The organism is Halomonas sp. 3A7M (genome assembly GCF_014897875.1).
In the GTDB taxonomy this organism is placed as follows: domain Bacteria; phylum Pseudomonadota; class Gammaproteobacteria; order Pseudomonadales; family Halomonadaceae; genus Vreelandella.
The window spans coordinates 1-19,558 of sequence record NZ_JABUZD010000155.1 but is presented as its reverse complement, the minus strand read 5'-3'; the positions used below and the strand labels follow the sequence as shown (position 1 = coordinate 19,558).

General features: G+C 53.3%; 22 protein-coding genes and 2 pseudogenes. 9 read left to right on the top strand and 15 right to left on the bottom strand.

The features are described from left to right. Positions 1 to 936 precede the first annotated feature (936 nt). Entirely contained in the window at positions 937 to 1,476 is a 540-nt protein-coding gene (locus tag INT19_RS13680; RefSeq protein WP_089039983.1) for a phosphatase PAP2 family protein, read from the bottom strand. Beyond that, positions 1,439 to 2,674: a glycosyltransferase family 4 protein gene (locus tag INT19_RS13675; RefSeq protein ID WP_193061175.1), complete on the bottom strand. Its 1,236-nt coding sequence runs from the start codon at positions 2,672 to 2,674 to the stop codon at positions 1,439 to 1,441. Before INT19_RS13675 ends, INT19_RS13680 begins: the two co-directional genes overlap by 38 nt. Positions 2,675 to 3,148: 474 nt before the next feature. Between INT19_RS13675 and INT19_RS13670 the strand changes: the two genes are divergently transcribed. Further along, positions 3,149 to 4,150 carry a porin gene (locus INT19_RS13670; RefSeq protein WP_089039981.1) on the top strand — a complete coding sequence of 334 codons (1,002 nt, stop codon included), beginning with the start codon at positions 3,149 to 3,151 and terminating at the stop codon, positions 4,148 to 4,150. A 150-nt stretch (positions 4,151 to 4,300) separates the two neighbouring features. Here the strand turns inward: INT19_RS13670 and INT19_RS13665 are convergent, their stop codons facing one another. The 9 genes from INT19_RS13665 to ugpB all read right to left on the bottom strand — a co-directional run bounded on the left by INT19_RS13665 (position 4,301) and on the right by ugpB (position 11,902). Then, positions 4,301 to 4,441 (bottom strand): hypothetical protein, encoded by a 141-nt coding sequence (locus INT19_RS13665; RefSeq protein WP_157698051.1) that lies wholly within the window; start codon positions 4,439 to 4,441, stop codon positions 4,301 to 4,303. A 173-nt stretch (positions 4,442 to 4,614) separates the two neighbouring features. Then, positions 4,615 to 4,983: a DUF1428 domain-containing protein gene (locus INT19_RS13660; RefSeq protein ID WP_193061174.1), complete on the bottom strand. Its 369-nt coding sequence runs from the start codon at positions 4,981 to 4,983 to the stop codon at positions 4,615 to 4,617. Continuing rightward, positions 4,980 to 5,357, bottom strand: a complete 378-nt coding sequence (locus INT19_RS13655) for a YciI family protein (RefSeq protein ID WP_089039979.1) — start codon at positions 5,355 to 5,357, stop codon at positions 4,980 to 4,982. The genes INT19_RS13660 and INT19_RS13655 overlap by 4 nt, the downstream gene beginning before the upstream one ends. Then, entirely contained in the window at positions 5,354 to 6,199 is an 846-nt protein-coding gene (locus INT19_RS13650; protein WP_193061173.1) for a YciI family protein, read from the bottom strand. The genes INT19_RS13655 and INT19_RS13650 overlap by 4 nt, the downstream gene beginning before the upstream one ends. A 97-nt stretch (positions 6,200 to 6,296) precedes the next feature. Beyond that, complete coding sequence (locus tag INT19_RS13645; RefSeq protein WP_193061172.1) at positions 6,297 to 7,523, bottom strand: RNA polymerase sigma factor; 1,227 nt, start codon at positions 7,521 to 7,523, stop codon at positions 6,297 to 6,299. A gap of 142 nt (positions 7,524 to 7,665) precedes the next feature. Next, on the bottom strand, positions 7,666 to 8,718 hold the full coding sequence (locus tag INT19_RS13640) for a sn-glycerol-3-phosphate import ATP-binding protein UgpC (protein WP_193061171.1): 1,053 nt from the start codon (positions 8,716 to 8,718) through the stop codon (positions 7,666 to 7,668). 1 nt (position 8,719) lies between these two features. Further along, complete coding sequence (gene ugpE, locus INT19_RS13635) at positions 8,720 to 9,562, bottom strand: sn-glycerol-3-phosphate ABC transporter permease UgpE (protein ID WP_193061170.1); 843 nt, start codon at positions 9,560 to 9,562, stop codon at positions 8,720 to 8,722. 31 nt (positions 9,563 to 9,593) lie between these two features. Beyond that, complete coding sequence (ugpA, locus tag INT19_RS13630) at positions 9,594 to 10,478, bottom strand: sn-glycerol-3-phosphate ABC transporter permease UgpA (RefSeq protein ID WP_193061169.1); 885 nt, start codon at positions 10,476 to 10,478, stop codon at positions 9,594 to 9,596. Positions 10,479 to 10,576: 98 nt separating this feature from the next. After that, the gene (gene ugpB, locus INT19_RS13625) at positions 10,577 to 11,902 is read right to left on the bottom strand and encodes a sn-glycerol-3-phosphate ABC transporter substrate-binding protein UgpB (RefSeq protein ID WP_193061168.1); all 1,326 of its coding nucleotides are present in this window, start codon (positions 11,900 to 11,902) and stop codon (positions 10,577 to 10,579) included. 201 nt (positions 11,903 to 12,103) lie between these two features. Here ugpB and argE point away from each other — a divergent pair, with 201 nt between their 5' ends. Beyond that, positions 12,104 to 13,273: an acetylornithine deacetylase gene (gene argE / locus INT19_RS13620; protein ID WP_193061167.1), complete on the top strand. Its 1,170-nt coding sequence runs from the start codon at positions 12,104 to 12,106 to the stop codon at positions 13,271 to 13,273. A gap of 108 nt (positions 13,274 to 13,381) precedes the next feature. Here argE and INT19_RS13615 read toward each other — a convergent pair whose 3' ends face one another. After that, positions 13,382 to 13,693: a hypothetical protein gene (locus tag INT19_RS13615; RefSeq protein ID WP_030074158.1), complete on the bottom strand. Its 312-nt coding sequence runs from the start codon at positions 13,691 to 13,693 to the stop codon at positions 13,382 to 13,384. 154 nt (positions 13,694 to 13,847) lie between these two features. Between INT19_RS13615 and INT19_RS13610 the strand changes: the two genes are divergently transcribed. Both INT19_RS13610 and INT19_RS13605 read left to right on the top strand, forming a co-directional pair. Beyond that, positions 13,848 to 14,321, top strand: a complete 474-nt coding sequence (locus INT19_RS13610) for a YchJ family protein (protein ID WP_193061166.1) — start codon at positions 13,848 to 13,850, stop codon at positions 14,319 to 14,321. Further along, positions 14,311 to 14,580 (top strand): annotated as a pseudogene (locus INT19_RS13605) (GIY-YIG nuclease family protein); the annotation flags it as partial. The gene INT19_RS13610 and the pseudogene INT19_RS13605, both read left to right, overlap by 11 nt. Positions 14,581 to 14,759: 179 nt before the next feature. On the opposite strand, the gene INT19_RS13600 reads toward INT19_RS13605, so the two are convergent. Beyond that, complete coding sequence (locus INT19_RS13600; RefSeq protein ID WP_193061184.1) at positions 14,760 to 15,029, bottom strand: hypothetical protein; 270 nt, start codon at positions 15,027 to 15,029, stop codon at positions 14,760 to 14,762. A 24-nt stretch (positions 15,030 to 15,053) separates the two neighbouring features. Here INT19_RS13600 and INT19_RS13595 point away from each other — a divergent pair, with 24 nt between their 5' ends. The 4 genes from INT19_RS13595 to INT19_RS13580 all read left to right on the top strand — a co-directional run bounded on the left by INT19_RS13595 (position 15,054) and on the right by INT19_RS13580 (position 17,522). Continuing rightward, the gene (locus INT19_RS13595) at positions 15,054 to 15,401 is read left to right on the top strand and encodes a hypothetical protein (protein ID WP_095604405.1); all 348 of its coding nucleotides are present in this window, start codon (positions 15,054 to 15,056) and stop codon (positions 15,399 to 15,401) included. 506 nt (positions 15,402 to 15,907) lie between these two features. Further along, complete coding sequence (locus INT19_RS13590) at positions 15,908 to 16,276, top strand: hypothetical protein (protein WP_193061165.1); 369 nt, start codon at positions 15,908 to 15,910, stop codon at positions 16,274 to 16,276. 1 nt (position 16,277) lies between these two features. Continuing rightward, a complete protein-coding gene (locus INT19_RS13585) occupies positions 16,278 to 16,502 on the top strand; it encodes a hypothetical protein (protein ID WP_193061164.1) in 225 nt (74 codons plus the stop codon). Positions 16,503 to 16,553: 51 nt separating this feature from the next. Further along, entirely contained in the window at positions 16,554 to 17,522 is a 969-nt protein-coding gene (locus INT19_RS13580; protein WP_193061163.1) for a hypothetical protein, read from the top strand. A gap of 22 nt (positions 17,523 to 17,544) precedes the next feature. Here INT19_RS13580 and INT19_RS19880 read toward each other — a convergent pair. Together INT19_RS19880 and INT19_RS13570 are read right to left on the bottom strand one after the other, a co-directional pair. After that, positions 17,545 to 17,718 (bottom strand): annotated as a pseudogene (locus INT19_RS19880) (hypothetical protein); the annotation flags it as partial. 125 nt (positions 17,719 to 17,843) lie between these two features. Beyond that, entirely contained in the window at positions 17,844 to 18,359 is a 516-nt protein-coding gene (locus tag INT19_RS13570) for a hypothetical protein (RefSeq protein WP_193061161.1), read from the bottom strand. 405 nt (positions 18,360 to 18,764) lie between these two features. Here INT19_RS13570 and INT19_RS13565 point away from each other — a divergent pair. Then, positions 18,765 to 19,558, top strand: a 794-nt coding sequence (locus INT19_RS13565) for a vWA domain-containing protein (RefSeq protein WP_193061160.1), incomplete at its 3' end; no start/stop codon positions are given.

Below are 19,558 nucleotides of genomic sequence, written 5' to 3'. Positions count from 1 at the left end.
AATCCTCATCAGCTGAGCGCTTGTAGAGAGATTTTAGGTACGCTGCCATTAAAAATAATCGTTGCAGGCAGTTGGTGCCATCAATTTCCCGTCGTTTGAGCGCTGGCTGGCCGTGTGATTTTGTCGCATGTGTCAGTTTTAGCCATGAAATAGCGGCGTTTATCTCTTAGCCTGGTATTGCGGTTAGTTTTTAAGATATTGTTTCTGATATGTTTTGTTGTTAAAAATGGCACTTGGCCTATTGTCTGCAGTAATCTGACTACAGCCGTAATGTTGTGACTTTAATTTTTAAGTGGAATTAATCGCCAAAAACGCTTTGCAACAACGTTAGCCACAATGAGTAAACAAGCGTGAGCAGGCTAATAGGTAATTAGGGAAGGCATGGAGCCATGGTAGCAAAAGGACGTGAAAGGACATTTAGCCTGCTCACCCTTATCAGTGTAAGGAAACGCTGATCATCACCGCCAGGGAACAGCATTGATGCAAAATCACCATCTCGTGAAAGCGAGGTGGTTTTTTTGCGTCAATTAATTGTTTTTAACACTTTGATTCTTATGTATATTTAACTTTTCCATATTTTTTGAACAACTTTTGTATCAATAAGCGTGACATTTTGGTCTATCCTCTGGTGTAAACCAAAATGTAGCGGTTAGAAGACGTCAACGTCGCAGCCGCACACTTCCAGGGACAAGCGCTATGGCGATGGTATTGATGTTATGCATGTTTGTGCTGTTTCTAGGGTTTTCGGGAGTCGGTCTTTATATGATGTTCAAGACATCGTTTATGACCACAATAGAGGATCGTGACGATATGCCTCCCGATATGTAGATAATTAAAACAATAGATAGTTAATCGACAATACCAAAAGCCACCTGCGTCCACGTTGGTGGCTTTTTGCTTTTATTGATACGGCGTTGAGCGACCAACCGCAGAGGGTTATCCCATCCAATAAAGACTCAGTAGCGCAAAGCCATAGCCCATGGCTGCGCCAGCAATGACATCGCTGACATAATGCAGCCCAAGCCCCACCCGCGAAATGGCAATCAGTAAACTAAGGGGAATCACAATAGGTAGCAACCAGGGGGTATGAGCGGCGACCAACACGCTGAACATCACCGCATGCATGGTGTGACCACTGGGGAAGCTGTATTTGTCTCGGGCAGGCTCGCCACAGTGGACGCCACCGAGGTAGGTGATAAACGGACGTTCGCGACACAGCCGCGTTTTTACCAACTTATAAATAGCGACTGCAAACAGTGCGATGGCGCTGTACTGCATGATTCGCCAAGCACCGTTAGGCTGTAACCAGGGCTGTGCAGCGATTAATAATACCCAGACAGGCCAGTCTCCCAGCTTACTTGCCGTTTGCAGCGTTAGCCGCCAGGGGCGATAAAGCGATAGGTGTGTTACCCGTTGGCAAAGCTGCCATTCAAAGACATCAAGACGATCGAATACGACAAGCGGACGCGGACGCATGGTGAGCCTCCTGGGCGTTTTGTAAATAGCGTAAGAACTGCTCTGCGATTCCCGGCCAGCTTTGCTCTAGCGCGCGTAGGCGGGCGGTTCTACCTAGGCGAGCGTAGTCAGCAGGGTGCTGGCATAACGCGACGGCAGCCTGTTGAAAGGCAAGCGCATCGCCAGGGGGAACGGTGATGCCGTTGTGCCTGCTTTGAATCAGCTCAGCGCTGGCGGCGTGGTGATAGGCCACGACTGCTAGCCCGCTGGCCATGGCTTCAGTCACCACATTTCCCCATGTTTCTGACTGAGAGGGGAAAATAAATATATCGGCACTGGCATAGTGGCGTGCTAGTGCCTGTTTATTCACAAAACCGGTGAAATGAGCATCTGGTAGCGCTTTTTGTAACTGAGCGCGGCCTGGGCCATCGCCAACAATGACGTGTGCCATATCGGGGCGTACGTCACTCATGGCCTGCAGCGTTTCTTGCAGTAACGCGAGGTTTTTTTCTGGAGCTAAGCGGCCCACATACAGCGCAACAGGTTGATGTTCGCTAACCCCCCACTGTTCGCGTAGGGTGTCGTCGCGGTGGGCTGGGGAAAATATATCGCCATCAATGCCGCGTGAGAGTACCTTTACACCGCGGATATCCTGAGCGCGTAGCGCTTCAGCCTGTTGTTGAGTGGGCACAAGGGTAAGGTCGCAGCCGTTATGGAAGTAGCGTAAATATCGCCGCGTGGCGGCAGCTAGCCAGGAAACCCCGTAGTCATGGCAGTAGTGATCGAAATTAGTATGCCAGCCAGCCACTAAAGGTATGTTCAGTTGGCGTGCAGCCTGTCGAGCTGCCCAGCCCAGCGGGCCCTGGGTTGCCAGATAAATAGAGTCGGGACGATGCTTCTGCCAGAAACGGCGAAGTTTTGAAGGTCTGGCAAGGCCAATCTGCACAGCGTTATAACCCGGTAGCGCTAACCGCCGAACCTGAAGCTCTTGGGACGGTTCTTGGTAGGGTTCTTGATACTGTTCTTGAGACGGTGCTTGAGAAAGCCCTTGAGAACGCTCTTGAGCAACATTGATGGCGCTGGCAGCCATGCTTGGTTTTGGGCGAATAACATCCACTGTTACCCCCAACCGAGTGAGTTCACGACATAGCCTATTTAAGGTATGCGCAACACCATTTATTTCTGGTGACCATGTTTCGCTAACGATACAGAGTCGCATGAGCGATCCATCCCTTTATCACGTTTTTACTCACTATTTCATTCACTATTGCATTGACTATGCGTAGCGACAGTGACACTGCCAAGACAGCCTGGTGAACATGGGATGACAGGCCACCATTTTTAATGGTGAAGCCGCTAGTGAATGGTGACGCCTTAGCAGATCAATATGTCGATCAGGTTGCATTTTTATAGTTATCAAAAAAAACGCTAAAAAAATAAAACTTTAAGAAGAATGACATATATCGGTTTTAAGGTAGCTGACGACGAGGTAAACATATCCTCGATTGTGCCTTCGCAATGCGCAATTAAAAGCTCGGTAAGCAGCTTAAACATAATTTTTCGATTTTTATGACGACCCTTTTCTGACGAATCTTGGGTTGAAAATAAATTGAATTAGAAGACTTCGGTATCTGAATTCTCTTGTAACTAAAAGTGCTGATAACAAGCGCTAACTACTTTAATGGGATCAATCATGTTTAAAAAGGCGACACTTGCTCTAGCTATTAGTGGTTTGTTGGGTGCCTCTGCGGCTCAAGCGGCGGTGGTATATGACCAAGACGGCACGACGCTAGATATCTACGGCCGCATCGCTATGGGGTTTGAAGGCGGTGGTGAAAAAAATGGCGTTGATAATGGCGAGGAGTTCCGTAATTTTGGCTCTCGTTTGCGCTTTACGGCAGGCCATCAAATCAACGCTGACCTGCGCGCGTTTGCACGGGTAGAGTGGCGTTTTACTGGGGATGAGCGCAGCCGCCCGGGCTTTGACGAAGTGCGTAATAGCTACCTGGGTCTCGAAAGTAAGCAGTACGGTACGTTCATGGCGGGTAACTATAACAGTTACTACGATAACTACGTGATGACACCGTTCGATGTTTATGTAGAGCGTGGCTATGAATTTGCCGGCGGTGGTCTTCAGGCGCGTGGCGACTCACTTGGCTATAAAACGCCTGAAATCAACGGTTTTCAGGCTGTTTTCTCAGCAAAACACTTTTCTGAGCGTGGCCTCACTGAAGCGCAGCAGTCTAGCGAAGGTAGCGTTATCGCCACACAAGGTGGCGTCGTTTACGCGACTGGCCCCTTACGTTTAGCACTCGGTTATGTAGAAGATTCCGTGCGTGGCGGTGGCAACGGTGAAACACGTTTTGGTACTACGGCCGAGTACGACATCAATGACGCTTTCTCTGCGCGTTTAGGTTATGAAACCCGTGGTGATAACGATAAGCGAGGAGGCGGTTTCGACACAGTAGGCCTAGGTGGTAGCTTTGCCACCGGCGCTTGGACCTTCTATCTCGATTATTACAACATTGACGTAGACAACGCTGATAAGGATCGCGATGCTTGGGCCGCTGCGGCGCATTACGATGTTTCTAACAATTTTGATGTGTTTGTCGAGCTAAATGATGCTAATAAAGATGCCAATAATAACTTCGAAGATGATCTGTATTATGCAGTAGGTGCTCGCTATCACTTTTAAATGATAAATAGTTTCCTTAGCGTTTAAGTCACTTATTAAGATCGTTTTGCCGATGTGCTAAAAGTACATCGGCTTTTTGCGTTATGCTATCTATGATAATAATTAAGTGGTTTTAGAAAGCGTGCATGAATACGCCTTGGTAAGGCGTGGTTAGTCTAAGAGTTTCTTTGTCGCTGGCGTTTGGCGCTTTTTCTCGCGGCGACGCTGCTTGGCTAATGCGTTGCCGTTAGCCAGTTCCTCTAAGTAGGCGATTTCTTCGTCGCTGAGCGGTTTGCGCGGTTGGTTTGTCATTGATGTCACCACATTGTCAGGCCTTTCTGGCACGCTAACGATGAACAATGACATCAATATGAAAGGAGCCATTAAGATGCGTTTTAGCCGCTATGGGATTGCGCTAGGGGGAGTCACTTACCAAGAGGAAGGGCTTGCGGGCCGTTTCTATTGAGTGAAACGGCCCGGTGTACTCACATCGTCATGATGCTTTCAAAGCCGCCATAAATAAGACGCTTGCCATCAAAGGGCATGGGATTAACGTCCATTTGTAAGCGTGGATCTTCCATGACTTTTGGCATAGCGACATCGCGTACCGCTTTGGAAGGCCACTCTATCCATGAAAAAACAACGCTTTCGTCATCTTTTCGCTTAACCGCCATGGAGAACGAGGTGACCTCGCCTTCGGGAACATCATCTTCCCAACACTCTACCACTCGCAGTGCGCCGAACTCTTTGAACACTTCTGCGGCGGCGCGGGCGTGCTCAATAAACTCAGATTTATTAGCGGTCGGCACGGCAGCGATGAAGCCATCGACATAGGGTGTGGCGGTAGTGTTCATGCTGTTTCTCCTGCGTTTGCTTTGGGTGGGAGTTCTCGAGCGGGGCGTACTTCAATGCTGCCCAGCCGAGCTGGCGGGATGCGGCTAGCCAACTGCAGTGCCTCATTCAAGTCGCGAGCTTCCAGTAGGTAGAAACCAGCCAGTTGCTCTTTGGTTTCGGCAAAGGGGCCATCGGAGATCAGTGTCTCGCCATCACGCACGCGCACGGTGGTTGCGGTCTCCGTTGGTTGTAACGGCTGCCCGGAAAGGTAGTTGCCGCTGGCGCTCAGGCGCTCGACCCCCGCGATACACTCCTGGTTGAGGTCGTACCACTCCTGTTCGCTCATGGCATTGATGATTTGCTCTTGGTAATACACTAGCGCAACGTACTTCATGGAGCGTCTCCTTCGGTGGCTGAGGGGCAGTTTTCTGACGGAACGTTGACCATCCAGCCGACGCCAAAGCGGTCGGTTACCATGCCGAACCCTGGCGACCAGAAGGTGGCTTCGAATGGCATGACAATCTTTCCACCCTCCGCTAGTTGAGCAAAGGTTCGTGCGGCTTGCTCAATATCCTGATACTCCAGTTGAATCTCTACCCCTTGAGGTGGTGTATAGCAGTCAGCCGCCATATCGGCACCCATCAAGCGGCGTCCACGCAGGTTCAGCGAGGCATGGATAACGTGGTCATGAAGGGTGGTCGGTACGTGTTCAGCGGCAGGCGTTTCAGCGTAAGTCAGTAGGCATTCCAACTGGCCACCAGTGACGTCGGCATAAAACTGCATGGCCTCACGGCAAGTGCCGGGAAAGGCAACATGCACGTTCATGGCATCCGGCACACGGGCAAGGTTACGGTGCTGCTCAATGCCGGCACCGGGCTCAAAATCCTCCAGCGAGAAGAAGCGCCGCAGCTCAAGTGTCACGTTGCCATCGGCATCTTGGGTGGGCCACTGCTGAGCCCAATGAATGGCCTCTTCCAGCGTTGGCGCTTCTAGTACGCTGTAGCCAGCAATGCGCTCACTGGGGGGCGAAAATGGTCCTGGGATAACGGTGGGAGTACCCTTATCGAAGCGGATCAGGCAGCCATCGCTGGTTGGACGTAAGCCATCACCGCCTAAAAATACACCAGCCTCAGTTAAACGCTGGTTATAAGCGGCCATGTCGGCAAGCAGTTCTTGGGAGGGCATAACGCCGTTTTCGGTATTGGTATCGGCACGGCGAATTAGCATGAATTTCATTGAGAGTCTCCTGGATGATCCGAGGGGGTACTCTTACTAATCGTTTGGGGCGAGCTGAAATCGACATGGTCGGACTATTTTTTTATCACGTTTTTTATCAATGCTGTTTTAGCTCAGACAGCCGCCTGCGCAAAAAGCGCTTCTCTGGATCAAGCGTCGCCAGCACGAGCGCCTGCTGATAGGCACTGCGCGCTGCATCATATTGGCCTTGGCGGCGCAGTAAATCCGCTTGTGCCGCGTATAATAAGTGGTAGCGGCTCATTTGTGGGTGATGGACTAACTCATCGAGAAGCTGCAAACCGGTTGCCAGCGCGCCATTCATGGCGATGGCCACTGCGCGATTGAGTGCCAGAATGGGTGAGGCATTGTGGCGGCATAGCGCATTGTAGAGTCGTACGATTCTTCCCCAGTCGGTCTGTTCGGCGCTGCTAGCCTGTGAGTGTTCCGCGGCAATTGATGCCTGTAGGGTGTAGTAGCCGGTTGGAGTGAGCGCTAGTGCCTGCTCAAGCCATTCGATACCGCTATTAATATCCTCTTGGTGCCACAAATCTCTGTTTTGTTCGTCCAGGGTGACTAAGTCACCCGCGCTGTCTTGGCGTGCATCGCGACGAGCATCATTAAGCCGCATCAGTGCCATCAACCCGAACACCTCGCCACTGGGTAGCAGCCTTGCTAACGCCTCACCGAGGCGCATGACTACCTTCGTCAAGCTAACATCAACGACCTGGCTGCCCATGCTGCGTGAGTAGCCTTCGTTGAACACTAAATAGATAACCTGGAGTACATCCGGCAGGCGCTCGGGAAGTGCTTCGCTGTCAGGCACCGCGTAGGGGATGCGGGCATCGCGAATTTTGCGCTTAGCGCGCACGATGCGTTGAGCCAGCGTAGTGGGCTTCATAAGTAACGCACTCGCCACCTGTTCGGTAGTGAGGCCGCACATTTCCCGCAGGGTTAATGCCACGCGGGCTTCCATGCTCAGGCTTGGGTGACAGCAGGTGAACAACAGGCGCAGTGCATCGTCTTGAATCGTCGCTGGTTCTAGATCCAGTGTCTCTTCGGCGGGTAACAGCAAATGAGCTCGGCGGCGTGCCGTGCTGCGTTGGCGAATTTGATTAACCCCACAGTGGTAGCCGGTACGAATTAACCAGGCTTGAGGGTTGTCGGGTGAACCGTTAATTGGCCATTGCTGAACCGCTGCCACAAACGCATCCTGCATTGCTTCTTCGGCAAGCTCAAAATCCCCTAGCAAGCGAATCAGAGTCGCCTGTACGCGCCGGGAATGATCGCGGTATAAGCTGTCGAGGTCATTACATTCTGTCTTCATAGACCAGTATTCATCATAGAGATCCATACGCTACTACCGGCAAAAATAGCTGAGCAGCGAGTTATTGTTATTAGCTCAAACGTAGCGCATGAAGTCTCCGATGATGTGCTTTTCTTATGCAAGTTTTTCTTAAGTCGCGCTGTCAACCATCGGTGCGCTTTTGAGTGGTGCTGTTAAAAGGATGAAGAGCATCGCGGGGCACGTAGAAACGTAGTGCTTCACCTTCACGAACGGCTGGCTGGCCCGCGGTGCGAATCACCGTGGGTTGCTCGCTGTCGGCGAGATTAACGTATAGATGGCTTTCCGCACCTGCCGCCTCAAAGAGCATGAGTGTTGCGTCGATGGCTAGGTGTGGCGCATCGGGTGCGGTGAGGTGCATATCATCTGGGCGAATGCCGAGGATATCGGTGCCTGCAGGGAGGTGTTCCAGCATGCTGCTGTTTTGAGTACGCAGATAATCCAGCGGCAACATGTTCATTGCCGGAGAGCCAATAAATTCCGCAACGAACATGGTGGCCGGACGGGCGTAGATCTCCATCGGGGTGCCAACCTGCTCAATTTGCCCGGCATTTAGCACGACCAAACGGTCGCCCAGGGTCATGGCTTCCAGCTGATCGTGGGTGACATACAGGCTGGTGGTTTTTAGGCGACGCTGTAGCTGTTTAATCTCCACCCGCATTTGCACGCGCAGCTTGGCATCCAGGTTGGAAAGCGGTTCATCAAACAAGAAGGCTGAAGGCTCGCGCACCAGCGCTCGGCCCATGGCTACCCGCTGGCGCTGGCCGCCGGAAAGCTTGCGCGGTTTGCGCTCCAGGAAGTCTTCAATCTCCAGCATCTTGGCCGCTAAGCGCACGCGTTTATCGATGTCATCTTTTTTAAAACCGCGGTTCTTTAAGCCATAAGCAAGGTTGTTGTAGACGGTCATGTGCGGATAAAGCGCGTAGTTTTGGAACACCATGGCGATATCGCGCTCAGCGGGCTCTAACTTATTGACTACCCGGTCGCCGATTTTGAGCGTGCCTTCGGTAATGGTTTCAAGCCCCGCGACCATGCGTAGCAGGGTCGATTTGCCACAACCGGATGGCCCGACGAGTACCACAAATTCGCCATCTTCAATCTGTAAGTCGATGCCTTTGACGGCGTGAACATCGCCGGTATAGGTTTTCTTCAGCCCTTCCAAGGTAATACTGGCCATCTTATTTCTCCGTCTCGGTCAGGCCTTTCACAAATAGGCGTTGCATAAACAGAATCACTAATACCGGCGGTAGCGCTGCCATCACCACTGCCGCCATAATCAAGTGCCACTGGGGGTTCTCTTCTGAGGTCATGCGCTGAATACCCATCACGATGGTGTAGTAGTCAGGGTCGGTGGTGATCAGCAGTGGCCACAGGTATTGGTTCCAGCCATAGATAAACATGATCACAAACAGCGCGGCGATATTGGTCACTGACAGCGGCATTAAGATGTCTTTAAAAAACTTCAGTGGCCCGGCGCCGTCGACGCGAGCAGCTTCGAGCATTTCTTCGGGAATGGTCATAAAGAACTGGCGGAACAGAAACGTCGCGGTGGCCGAGGCAATTAGCGGAATCGACAGCCCGGCAAAGCTATTGAGCATGTTGAGATCCGCAACGACCTGAAACGTGGGAATAATGCGCACTTCGACGGGCAGCATTAGCGTGACGAAAATTAGCCAGAAAAAGAACATCCGAAAACGAAAGCGGAAGTAAACAATCGCAAACGCCGACAGTAGCGAGATCGACAGTTTTCCTACGGTAATCGCCATGGCCATAACAAAACTGTTCCATAGCATCATGCCTGCTGGTGGGGCTCCTGCGTTGGAAACGCCGGACTGCCACATACGGGTAAAGTTTTCGATACCGTGAGCGCCGGGCAGCATCGGCAGCGTGCCGCGTAGCAAGTCGCCTGGCGCCTGGGTAGACGCTACGAGCGCAACGTACACGGGGAACACCACCACCGCGACGCCAATCATCAACGTCAGATGAGCAAAAAAATTCGCCCAGGGTCGGTTCTCAACCATTGAAAGTCTCCCAAACAATTAGCCAGTGGTGTTAGTAGTTCACGCGGCGCTCGATAAAGCGGAACTGCACCACCGTGAGCGCGACCACAATGGCCATTAGAATCACTGACTGAGCGGCCGACGAGCCTAAATTCAAACCCACGAAGCCATCGGCGTAGACCTTATAGACCAGCGTGTTGGTGGCCTGGGCGGGGCCGCCTTGAGTAGTAGCGTGAATAATGCCGAACGTGTCGAACATGGCGTAAACCACGTTAACCACCATCAAGAAGAAGGTGGTTGGCGTGAGCAGCGGGAAAATAATCGTCCAGAAGCGCTTCATGGGGCTTGCGCCGTCAATGGCCGAGGCTTCGATCAGTGATTGAGGGATTGACTGTAAGCCAGCGAGGAAGAACAGAAAGTTATAAGAAATCTGCTTCCAGGCGGCGGCAAAAACCACCAGCATCATGGCGTCTGCGCCCGAATTACGGTGGTTCCACTGGTAGCCGACCATGTCCAGTATGTAGGGCACAATGCCAATCGACGGGTTGAAAATAAACCACCACAGCACACCGGCAATGGCAGGGGCAATCGCATAGGGCCATACCAGCAACGTGGTGTAGGTGCTGCGTGAGCGGATCATGCGGTTAACCGTGCTCGCTAACAGCAGCGCAACGGACATGGAGAGTAGCGTGGTGCCTACCGCAAACACCACTGTCACGGAGAGCGAGTTAAGGTAAGCGCCATCGCGAAACAGGCGAGCAAAGTTTTCCAAACCCACAAAGGTGGTGCGTAGCCCAAAGGCATCTTCTCGTAGCAGTGATTGGTAAAGCGCTTGGCCGGCTGGCCAGATAAAGAAAATCAGCGTGACAATGACCTGAGGAGCCAGTAAGGCGTAGGGCAGAAAACGCCCAGGGAAGGTCATGCGTTTGGTTTGCATAGGCGACGTATCCTGCGTCTATAAACGGCACCAATAAGTAGGGCACTTAACAACAGGCACGCCGCCTGCCAGGGGCAGGCGGCGGATAAGGTGCTTGCTTACTGGTTGGCTGATTGGAAGTCGCGTAGCAACTGATTACCACGCTCAACGGCTGAGTCAGTAGCTTCCTGGCCAGATTTAGCGCCCGTCATCACCGCTTCCATCTCTTCGGAGATAATGTCGCGGATTTGTACAAAGTTACCAAACCGTAGCCCCTTCGAGTTTTCAGTCGGCTCGTTTAGCGTCATCTGCTTCAGCGAAATATCGGCACCAGGGTTCTCATCGTAGTAGCCCTGCTCTTTGCTCAAGTCCCACGCTGCTTGAGTGATGGGCAGGTAACCGGTTTGCTGGTGCCACTCGGCTTGTACCTCAGGCTGTGAGAGGTACTCAAAGAAGGCGGCAACGGCTTCATACTCGTCATCGGTGTGGCCTTGTAGTGCCCACAGGGTGGCACCGCCAATGATGGAGTTCTGTGGCGCGCCATCTACGTCGTCATAGTAGGGCTGCATACCGAAACCGACTTCAAAGTCAGAGTTAGCAGCGACATCCGCACGGGAAGCAGAAGAGCCGAAGAAAATCGCGCAGTCCTGGGAGTAGAACAGCGGTTCAGAGTCTGGCCCGGAGCCAGGGCCGCCCCACTTAAAGGCATCCGTATCCTGCCAAGCCTTCAAATTATCCCAGTGGAGGGCAACCAATTCATTGTTGAAATTGAACTCTGTTTCTATCCCGCCAAAGCCATTTTCTAACGTCCCTAGCGGCGAGTTGTGCATGGCAGAGAAGTTTTCCAACATAACCCAGCTTGGCCATGAGGTGGTGAAGCCACAGCTGGCTGCCCCAGAATCGACGATTTGGCGTGAAAAATCGGCTACTTCTGCCCATGTTTCGGGGGGCTGCTCAGGGTCTAGGCCCGCTTCCTCAAACATGTCGCGGTTGTAGTACATAATCGGCGTTGAGGAGTTGAACGGGAAAGACAGCATATTGCCGTTGGTATCGGTGTAGTAACCGACTACCGCTGGCAGGAAGGCTTCGCGATCAAATGCGCGGCCATACTCTTCCATCAACTCGTACACTGGGTAGATGGCGCCTTTGGCGTTCATCATGGTGCCGGTGCCGACTTCGAATACCTGCAGAATATGTGGCTGTTCGCCTGCACGGAACGCCGCAATAGCACCGGTCATCGTTTCTGTGTAGTTGCCGCGGTAGCTGGGTGTGACCTGGTAGTCGTCCTGAGAAGCGTTAAACTCCTCCGTCATTTCTTCAAGGATTTCACCAAGCTGGCCTCCCATGGCGTGCCACCAGGTCACTTCGGTCGCAGAATGGGCAGAAAGGCTAAACGTGGCAGTAGCCACCCCTAGGGCAAGCGCGTGCAATGTGAAACGAGACATAACGGCTCCTTGTGGGTCGTTCGCAGTACGTTTATTAAGTTTTTGGGTGCACTGAACAGTAGAAAGTGTAGATGACGTTTTCATGAATGCACGATGAACTCGACGTGACAGTCAACGTTTCGCTGTCCGTCGGCCTGCTTAGTAGGCAAAGGAGAGAGGCGGTGATAGGGTGATATTGAGAGACTAACAAACGAGAGCAGTATGACTGACGCGACCACCTTACTGGCAAAGCTAGTATCGTTCGATACCACTTCCAGTGAATCTAATTTGGCCCTAATTGAATTCGTTGAGGACTATCTAGCTGATTATGGTGTGGCTTCAGAGCGGGTGATGAGCCCGTGTGGCACCAAAGCCAACCTGATTGCCCGCGTAGGCCCTGACGCCCCTGGCGGAGTGATGCTTTCTGGGCATACCGACGTAGTGCCGGTGGCCGGTCAGCCATGGTCGAGTGATCCGTTTACCCTGCGTGATGGCGGTGATGGGCGCCTGTACGGGCGTGGTACCTGTGATATGAAAGGCTTTATTGCCTGTGCGTTAGCTATGGTGCCTACCTGGGCCAATACGCCGCTGAAGCAGCCTATCTATTTCGGGTTTTCTTATGACGAAGAAATTGGCTGTGTGGGCGCGCCGAGTCTTATTAAACGCTTTTACGAGCACTACTCCACCACCGCCCACGTCATTGTTGGTGAGCCTACCAGCATGCAGCCTGTGGTTGCGCAAAAAGGTGCAACGAATCTGCGCACTAGCGTGATTGGTCAGGAGGCTCACAGTAGCCAAGTGAATCAAGGCACGTCAGCTATCCATGTTGCGGCAAGGCTCGTCACGTTCATTGAAGACACCATGGCGGCATTGGTGGAAGAGGGCCGCGTCGATGAGGCTTTTAATGTGCCGCATACCAGCCTGCACGTTGGCAAAATAAAAGGCGGCACGGCGATCAATATTATGGCGCGGGAGTGTCAGTTTGAGTGGGAAATTCGCCATCTGCCCACGGACACCTTCGACGAAATATACGCACGCTTTGAAGCCTATTGCGCCCAACTAAGCGCCGAGTTGCAGGCTAAAGGCAAGCACGTTGAAATCACCACCGAGCCGCTAAACGTGACAGTGCCTGGCTTGGCCGACCGCGAAAACGACCAGGTGCTTCGCTTAGCCAAAGACCATCTGCCACACGCCTGCTGTAACCATGCGGTGGCTTACGCCACGGAAGCGGGGCAGTTCCAAGGCCAAGGCTTGCAGACAATAATTCTTGGCCCTGGCAGCATCGCCCAGGCGCATCAACCCGATGAGTATATTGAGACGGCTCAGTTGCATGAATGCACGGCGTTTATGCAGCGATTAGGGCAGGCGCTAGAAACACCCCATTTGGGATGATGGCTGCTAAATTAGTCCGCAATATCAATAGCGCACAATAAAAAACACCCGCCAATGATTAAAACAGGCGGGTGTTCTTCTGAAGTGCTTCTTCGATATTTATGGCGGCTAATGCTGATGTTGCTCTTCGTAAAGCTCCGCTTTTGCGTGGCGCATCACATCTTCGCAGGCCTGTTGGCGGGCAAGCTGGGTCAGCAGCCGCTGGGTAACTTCAAATCCTTTGCCCAAACAGGTATCAACTTCGTCTCGGCTAACGTGCGGAGAGACGTTGTAGTCGATTTTTACTGTACGGCCACCGCCTTCGAGTCGATCGGCAATTTGTCTAAGCCGCCAGGCGATTCGCTCTTTCCAGGTTGCTGATTCTACCGCGCCTTCGTTTACGCTAAACGTGCACTGCCACTCGGGTTTGTAAACCTTCATAGGAGAACCTCCACTGGGTTTGGAAAGAATGCTTGATCGTGTGTCGTACTCCGTCTGTCTGATGATGTCGCTCTGGTACTATATCTAACTCTGTGCCAATACCGAAACAAAACGTATACCAAATCTATAAACCAAAGAATACAGAGCTTTCAATATGACGCTTTCAACGCCAGTCTCAACGTCAGCCAACTGCCCGTGTGGCAGTGGTGCTGCATTCACGGCGTGTTGCCAGCCTTATCACCAAGGTGCAACAGCACCTACGCCGGAAGCGCTAATGCGTTCACGTTACACGGCGTTTGCGTTGAATAGCCGCGATTACCTACTTGCCACTTGGCACGCATCAACGCGGCCAACGCAGCTACCGCCTGACCCAGACTCCCAATGGAAAGCGCTCACGATTGTGGCGGCACCGCCCGCAAAAAAGGGGCAGGGTACGGTACATTTTTTAGCCTATTTCCGTGAACAAAACCGCTGGTATGTGCTAGAAGAAAACTCACGGTTTGTGTTTGAAGACGGGCGCTGGTGGTATGTGGATGGCGTGCCGACCATTGAGCGCCTCAAACCGCGGCGCAACGAGCGCTGCCTATGTGGTAGCGGCCGAAAAATAAAGAGTTGTTGTGGTGAGTAGTATAAATACCGATACCCAATGGTTCCTCTACTTACTTGAGTGCAAACGCGGCACCTATGTGGGGATTACCAATAACCTAGCGAAACGTTACCAAGCGCACTGTGACGGCAAAGGCGCCCGCTATACCCGAGCGAATCCACCGATAGCACTGCTCGGCGCGCAACCTTTCGCAGATCGCGCCGCAGCCAGCCGCGCTGAATATGCGCTGAAGCGCCAAACGCCAAGCCGAAAACGCCAATGGGCCACTCAGTGGCCGATTAGCGATTTTTTCGCCTCGGCGTTGGATAGGCAACTTTCGCTGATGACTGAATGGCCGATTTACCGGACAACGCGTCAATGGCGGCTCTGTTTAGGCCTAAGCGAGAGGTGATCAAGCGCTTTACACGGCCTGCCTCAATTAGCTTGCCGATACCGATACTAGGTTCATTGGCATCGTTTTTAATCAGCGTCAGGTTGCGTTGACCGCTGGCGCGATTCACCATCGGCGACCAGTTCGATGCCCCATAATAGGCCAGCGCCGCGCACATGGCCGACCCAGTCGTAGTGCTCGGGATTACCAGGTGTAGTACAGACATAGGGCGTTATGTCTTGGCTTAGGCTATGTCTGGGGGTGGCCAGGAATAGACCGGAGGTGACAGTTGCGCCACAATCGGGCAATCTAACGCCCTTTTTCGCCAGTGCTAATGGGCGGAGCTCATTAAATTTCAATCATCATTCAGCATGGAGTGCAGTGTGGCAGTTTACGGCGGTATTCAGGCGCATGAATTGGAACGTTGGTTAAATGCATTAACCAACGCGGCCTATGATCGACGCTGCCCACTTTCCAAAGTGCACGGCGGCAATGCCCGTGCTCGCACTGCTCGCCAGGACTTGCTGCATCTCGCCCAGGCTTTCCGTAGCGGCGAACGAATTCGCGATGATGTGGCCGCTGGCTTAAGCCGTTGGTGCCAGCACTACCTAACAGAAGCGGAATGGTATGTGCTGGTGGGCGGCCGCAAACCCGTTGCCCAATCAAAGGCGTTATCCTCTGCTGCTGATGACGATGCGCTGGACGTACTTTATCAGCACCGGGTGGGTTAACCTGCTTCATCAAGCACTGTTACAATGGATAGATGAGGCTATGTTGGTATCTGTTGTTGGTGTGCTTTAAAAACACTGTATAAACTGCTGTTTATCCAGTGTTCTTCTGGAGCACGCCATGAAACAAGCAAACCTCGAAGCCCTCGAGCAGACACTGGCCTCCCTACCCCGTTGATTTCAAGAAATACCTAGCAGACCGCTTATTGGGCAAATCAGCTCCCGAACTTTTCGTTATGAAAGCAGTCCTTCACGTCCCTGGCGATTTTGGCTTTTGATGGCTGCCTACGAGAAAGGTGCCCAGCCAAACATTCGTTCAGCGAGATCGTCAGCAGCACCGCGAAGACGACGACAGCCTTCACCAGCACCGGAACCTTGGCGCAAACTCTTTATTCTACAAATAATGACACCAACCCCTCTGAACGAACGGGGCACTGTTGGTTCGGTTATGTGATTCTTCCGTTCAAGGCTCGGGATAGGCGGGCGGCATCTTGTAATCGGAGCTAACCATGTCACGGTTTCCCAAATCCGCTTTCGGTCTTTGCATTTTCGGGTTCGTCCTCCTGACGGGATGTGGAACGCTAGAATACCAGGCCGAAAGAAAACATTGTGAAGCAGAGTGGATGCTGAAAATCCCGCCGGTTTATCGACAGGAAGCCGTTACCAAATATCGCAGCGAAACACGGCTGACGGGCAAGATGACCTGCACAACTGAGGATTCAATTACCAACTGCACGCAGGACACCGAGACAATCTCGGTTCCCTACATGGCGATTGAGACCGTCGATATCAAGAAGCAATTGCGCAATCCGCAGATTGCATCCTGCGCCGCGCGTGTCTGCTCAGCAAAATACGGCAACAGCAAATGCGAAATGTGATTTGCCGCTGCTGGAACCCTTCGCCTGCATGATGCAGGTCTATTTACAGATGATAGAGGGCCAACAACCACACCCTGAATGGGATGCCAGGCTGGCCCCCGTCAGTGTGAAGAAAGCGCATTACGCCGAGGGGAAACCCTGTGGGCGCCAGGGGCGTTCAGACGCCGCTGACGAAGCTTATCAGGCTATCGGATCGCCAGTAACGGAGCTGCACCACTCGCCCTGATCTCATCCGGGATGCGGGGGCAAAAGATACAAAGACAACGGAGAGTGCATCATGGATTTCGAGAAACCAGGACTAGGCGCGCAGTTTTCACAACTGGGCTACCTGCTCAAGCACACATTCACGATCATTGGCCGCGACACAGACATCTTGTCGCCCATCATACGGATGAGCGTCTATGCTGCTTTCGTGGTCGTGCTTTTCTTCGCTGGGATTGCTGCCATCATCGTTGGTATGGGCGGGACGGGCACCCTGTTGCTTTTGGCCATGGTGATTGTCTTCGTCTACAAGTTTTTCTACTACAATCATCAAGAATTGCGGCTGAGCCGGCTGGTCTATGATACGGCCTGCGGTCGAGACGCGACGGTACAGGGCGCGCGAAAGGAACTCGCCGACGTCAAAGGCAGGGCTCGGATCCTAGGATTGATCGACATGGCGAATGTATGGGTTGTCCTTAAGCGCGGGAACGGCGGATTGATCACCCGCCTCATCCTCGGTGCGCTCGTCGAGATTTGGGATTTGGTCAACCATTTCCTCCTGCCCGTGTTTGCCATCGACAAGCTGAGTTTCCGCGAAGGGGGCGAGCGTCTCCACACGCTGCGTGACCATGTCCCCGAAACGCTGGTCGGCGTCTTCGGCATCGACATCATGGGCAATGTCGTGCGCACGATTCTCGGCCCCCTCTACCTGATCGCGATCATCCTCGGCATCATCCTCGGCCTTGCGTCCGGGGGCTTCATGCCGACAGCGTTCTCTGCTGGCTCGCTGGGGGAGCTGTTCGGCAGCATTCCGGACGGGCTGCCGCTCGACGAACAGACGCTATTCAACTGGCTACCGCTCTTCGTGCTTATCTTCCTAGCCTTCATCGGCAACGCGATCCTCGCGCGGCTGGTGACGGCGATCAAGGTGATCTACTTCACCCTGTTCTACACCCGCATCGCCCACGCGGATGCCCTTGACTCCGATATCCGGGACGAACTCGACGGCTACCTGAACCTCGGGAATGGCGACGCCTTCGCTTAAGGTAATTCGCCGTCCGATTTCGCTATGGGACAGAGTTGAATTTTCCAATGATTTCCACTCGTCGGTTTACGCTCCTTCCCTTGTCGGTCGCATTATCCGCGATCGGTTCCGCCTCGCCACGTCCCTCCGCTGTGACGGTGACGGCGCCCAAGACCGACTGACTGCTTAAATAGTCTTGCACGGCTAAGGCGCGATCTCGTGAAAGGGCAAGGTGTAGGTGTCATCACCAGTGGAATCGGTATGCCCTACGACGCGAAATTCACTCAGGCCCGCATCCGCGATGTCTTGCGCAAGCGCGTCGAGGGCATCCTGCGCCTCGGGTCATAATTCGGTGCTGTCCACTGCAAACAGAATGGCACCGTCCAGCACGAATCGCAGGGTGGAACCGATTGCCGCAACCGCATCGACATCCGCGCCCGCGAACCGCGTGCCGCAGCCATCCCCATCGTCGGTCAGGCTCACGAACCGGTAATTTGCATCCGCCGGCACCAGCCCCACCAAATCGACTTCGGCACGCCCGCCGCTGATGTCACTCAGATCGATCCAAGCCTCGCCGTCTTCCGAAATCGAGAGCGTCATACCCTCGACCTTCACATTTCCGGAAAAGTCGGGTGGCCCCAGGATCGCCTGTTGGTCACTTGCGGAGTCTTCGATCGTGCCTGTACCGGCCGAACGATCGACCACGGCATCCGCAAAGGACTTGTCACCCTGCGGTAGGAGCACGATTCCCCGCTTGCCGTCCTGGTATTCACGGGTTTCGTTTGGTTGTGCCAGCGTTGGGGCGGCCATGGCCATGCAGGCCAAGACCATAAAGCGTGATAATAGGGAGCGAAGCATAAATAGCCTCCTGGAACCAGTCACAACCTTGCAGAATTATTCATTAGTGCACGGTTGTTTGTAAGTTTGCTCCGACGTGATCGTAAGCCCGTGAACCCTTGGATGGGAGGCGCTGGTGAAAAAACATTACTTTGAAATTGACTCCAGCATCCCGTTCAAACGAACGGGGCGTACAGGTCGCGGAGCATGCTAACAATATCCCCATAGGTCGCGATACGAGAGGACAAGACTACAAATCAGAGCGGTCATCGGCCGGAAAACAGCAAGGAGAAGAACAAGATGAGCATGGCGATTGCGGAATATAACCCCAAATCGCACCGTCCGTGTCCTGATCGAATGTCGAGGCGCGATTTCCTATCGAACTGAGAATAATCGTCACGCGATAGTCAAGAGGAGGACCGGAAAATGAAATTGGGCGCACTGAGATTGGCCGAGATGGCACTGGTCGGCAGCATGACCTGCGCGGCAGCCGCGCATGCTGCGGACGACGTCGTGATCGTCTATGATGCGTCGGGGTCCATGTGGGGACAGATCGACGGCACCAGTAAGATCGAAATCGCGCGGGACGTGCTGACCGGATTGGTCAATGACTGGGACAAAGATACCAACCTGGGCCTCGTCGCCTATGGCCACCGCAGCAAGGGCGATTGCACCGATATCGAAACTCTGATCGCGCCGGGCCCGCTGCACAAGAGCGATTTTATCGAGACGGTCAATGTGATCAAGCCGGTTGGCAAGACGCCGATCTCGGCTGCCGTGCAACAGGCTGCCGAGCTGATGTCCTACCGCGACAGTTCATCAACCGTCGTGTTGATCTCGGATGGGGTGGAAACCTGCAATGCCGATCCCTGTGCGCTGTCCGCAGAATTGGCAAAACAAGGCATGAACTTTACCGCACATGTTGTCGGATTCGATCTGAAAGAGGAAGAGAATGCCAATCTCTCCTGCATCGCAGAGAACACCGGTGGCGTTTTCGTTCCGGCCAGCAATGCCGCCGAGTTGCACGGCGCATTGGATCAGGTTCAAAGCGCCATGGACCTGAAGCCCGTCACGCCGGAACCTGAACCGGAAGAACCACCACCGCCCGAAGTGACGGTTTCAGGTCCTGCGCAGGCAACAACCGGCGCGGCCTTCGATGTAAGCTGGTCCAAAACCATCAACCCCAGAGACATGGTCGCCATCGTGCCGACCGGCGCGGA

Coding starts and splice junctions, on each gene's coding strand:
- INT19_RS13680 (WP_089039983.1), bottom strand. CDS start 1,476: ATGCGTCCGCGTCCGCTTGTCGTATTCGATCGTCTTGATGTCTTTGAA.
- INT19_RS13675 (WP_193061175.1), bottom strand. CDS start 2,674: ATGCGACTCTGTATCGTTAGCGAAACATGGTCACCAGAAATAAATGGT.
- INT19_RS13670 (WP_089039981.1), top strand. CDS start 3,149: ATGTTTAAAAAGGCGACACTTGCTCTAGCTATTAGTGGTTTGTTGGGT.
- INT19_RS13665 (WP_157698051.1), bottom strand. CDS start 4,441: ATGACAAACCAACCGCGCAAACCGCTCAGCGACGAAGAAATCGCCTAC.
- INT19_RS13660 (WP_193061174.1), bottom strand. CDS start 4,983: ATGAACACTACCGCCACACCCTATGTCGATGGCTTCATCGCTGCCGTG.
- INT19_RS13655 (WP_089039979.1), bottom strand. CDS start 5,357: ATGAAGTACGTTGCGCTAGTGTATTACCAAGAGCAAATCATCAATGCC.
- INT19_RS13650 (WP_193061173.1), bottom strand. CDS start 6,199: ATGAAATTCATGCTAATTCGCCGTGCCGATACCAATACCGAAAACGGC.
- INT19_RS13645 (WP_193061172.1), bottom strand. CDS start 7,523: ATGAAGACAGAATGTAATGACCTCGACAGCTTATACCGCGATCATTCC.
- INT19_RS13640 (WP_193061171.1), bottom strand. CDS start 8,718: ATGGCCAGTATTACCTTGGAAGGGCTGAAGAAAACCTATACCGGCGAT.
- ugpE (WP_193061170.1), bottom strand. CDS start 9,562: ATGGTTGAGAACCGACCCTGGGCGAATTTTTTTGCTCATCTGACGTTG.
- ugpA (WP_193061169.1), bottom strand. CDS start 10,478: ATGCAAACCAAACGCATGACCTTCCCTGGGCGTTTTCTGCCCTACGCC.
- ugpB (WP_193061168.1), bottom strand. CDS start 11,902: ATGTCTCGTTTCACATTGCACGCGCTTGCCCTAGGGGTGGCTACTGCC.
- argE (WP_193061167.1), top strand. CDS start 12,104: ATGACTGACGCGACCACCTTACTGGCAAAGCTAGTATCGTTCGATACC.
- INT19_RS13615 (WP_030074158.1), bottom strand. CDS start 13,693: ATGAAGGTTTACAAACCCGAGTGGCAGTGCACGTTTAGCGTAAACGAA.
- INT19_RS13610 (WP_193061166.1), top strand. CDS start 13,848: ATGACGCTTTCAACGCCAGTCTCAACGTCAGCCAACTGCCCGTGTGGC.
- INT19_RS13590 (WP_193061165.1), top strand. CDS start 15,908: ATGTCACGGTTTCCCAAATCCGCTTTCGGTCTTTGCATTTTCGGGTTC.
- INT19_RS13580 (WP_193061163.1), top strand. CDS start 16,554: ATGGATTTCGAGAAACCAGGACTAGGCGCGCAGTTTTCACAACTGGGC.
- INT19_RS13570 (WP_193061161.1), bottom strand. CDS start 18,359: ATGCTTCGCTCCCTATTATCACGCTTTATGGTCTTGGCCTGCATGGCC.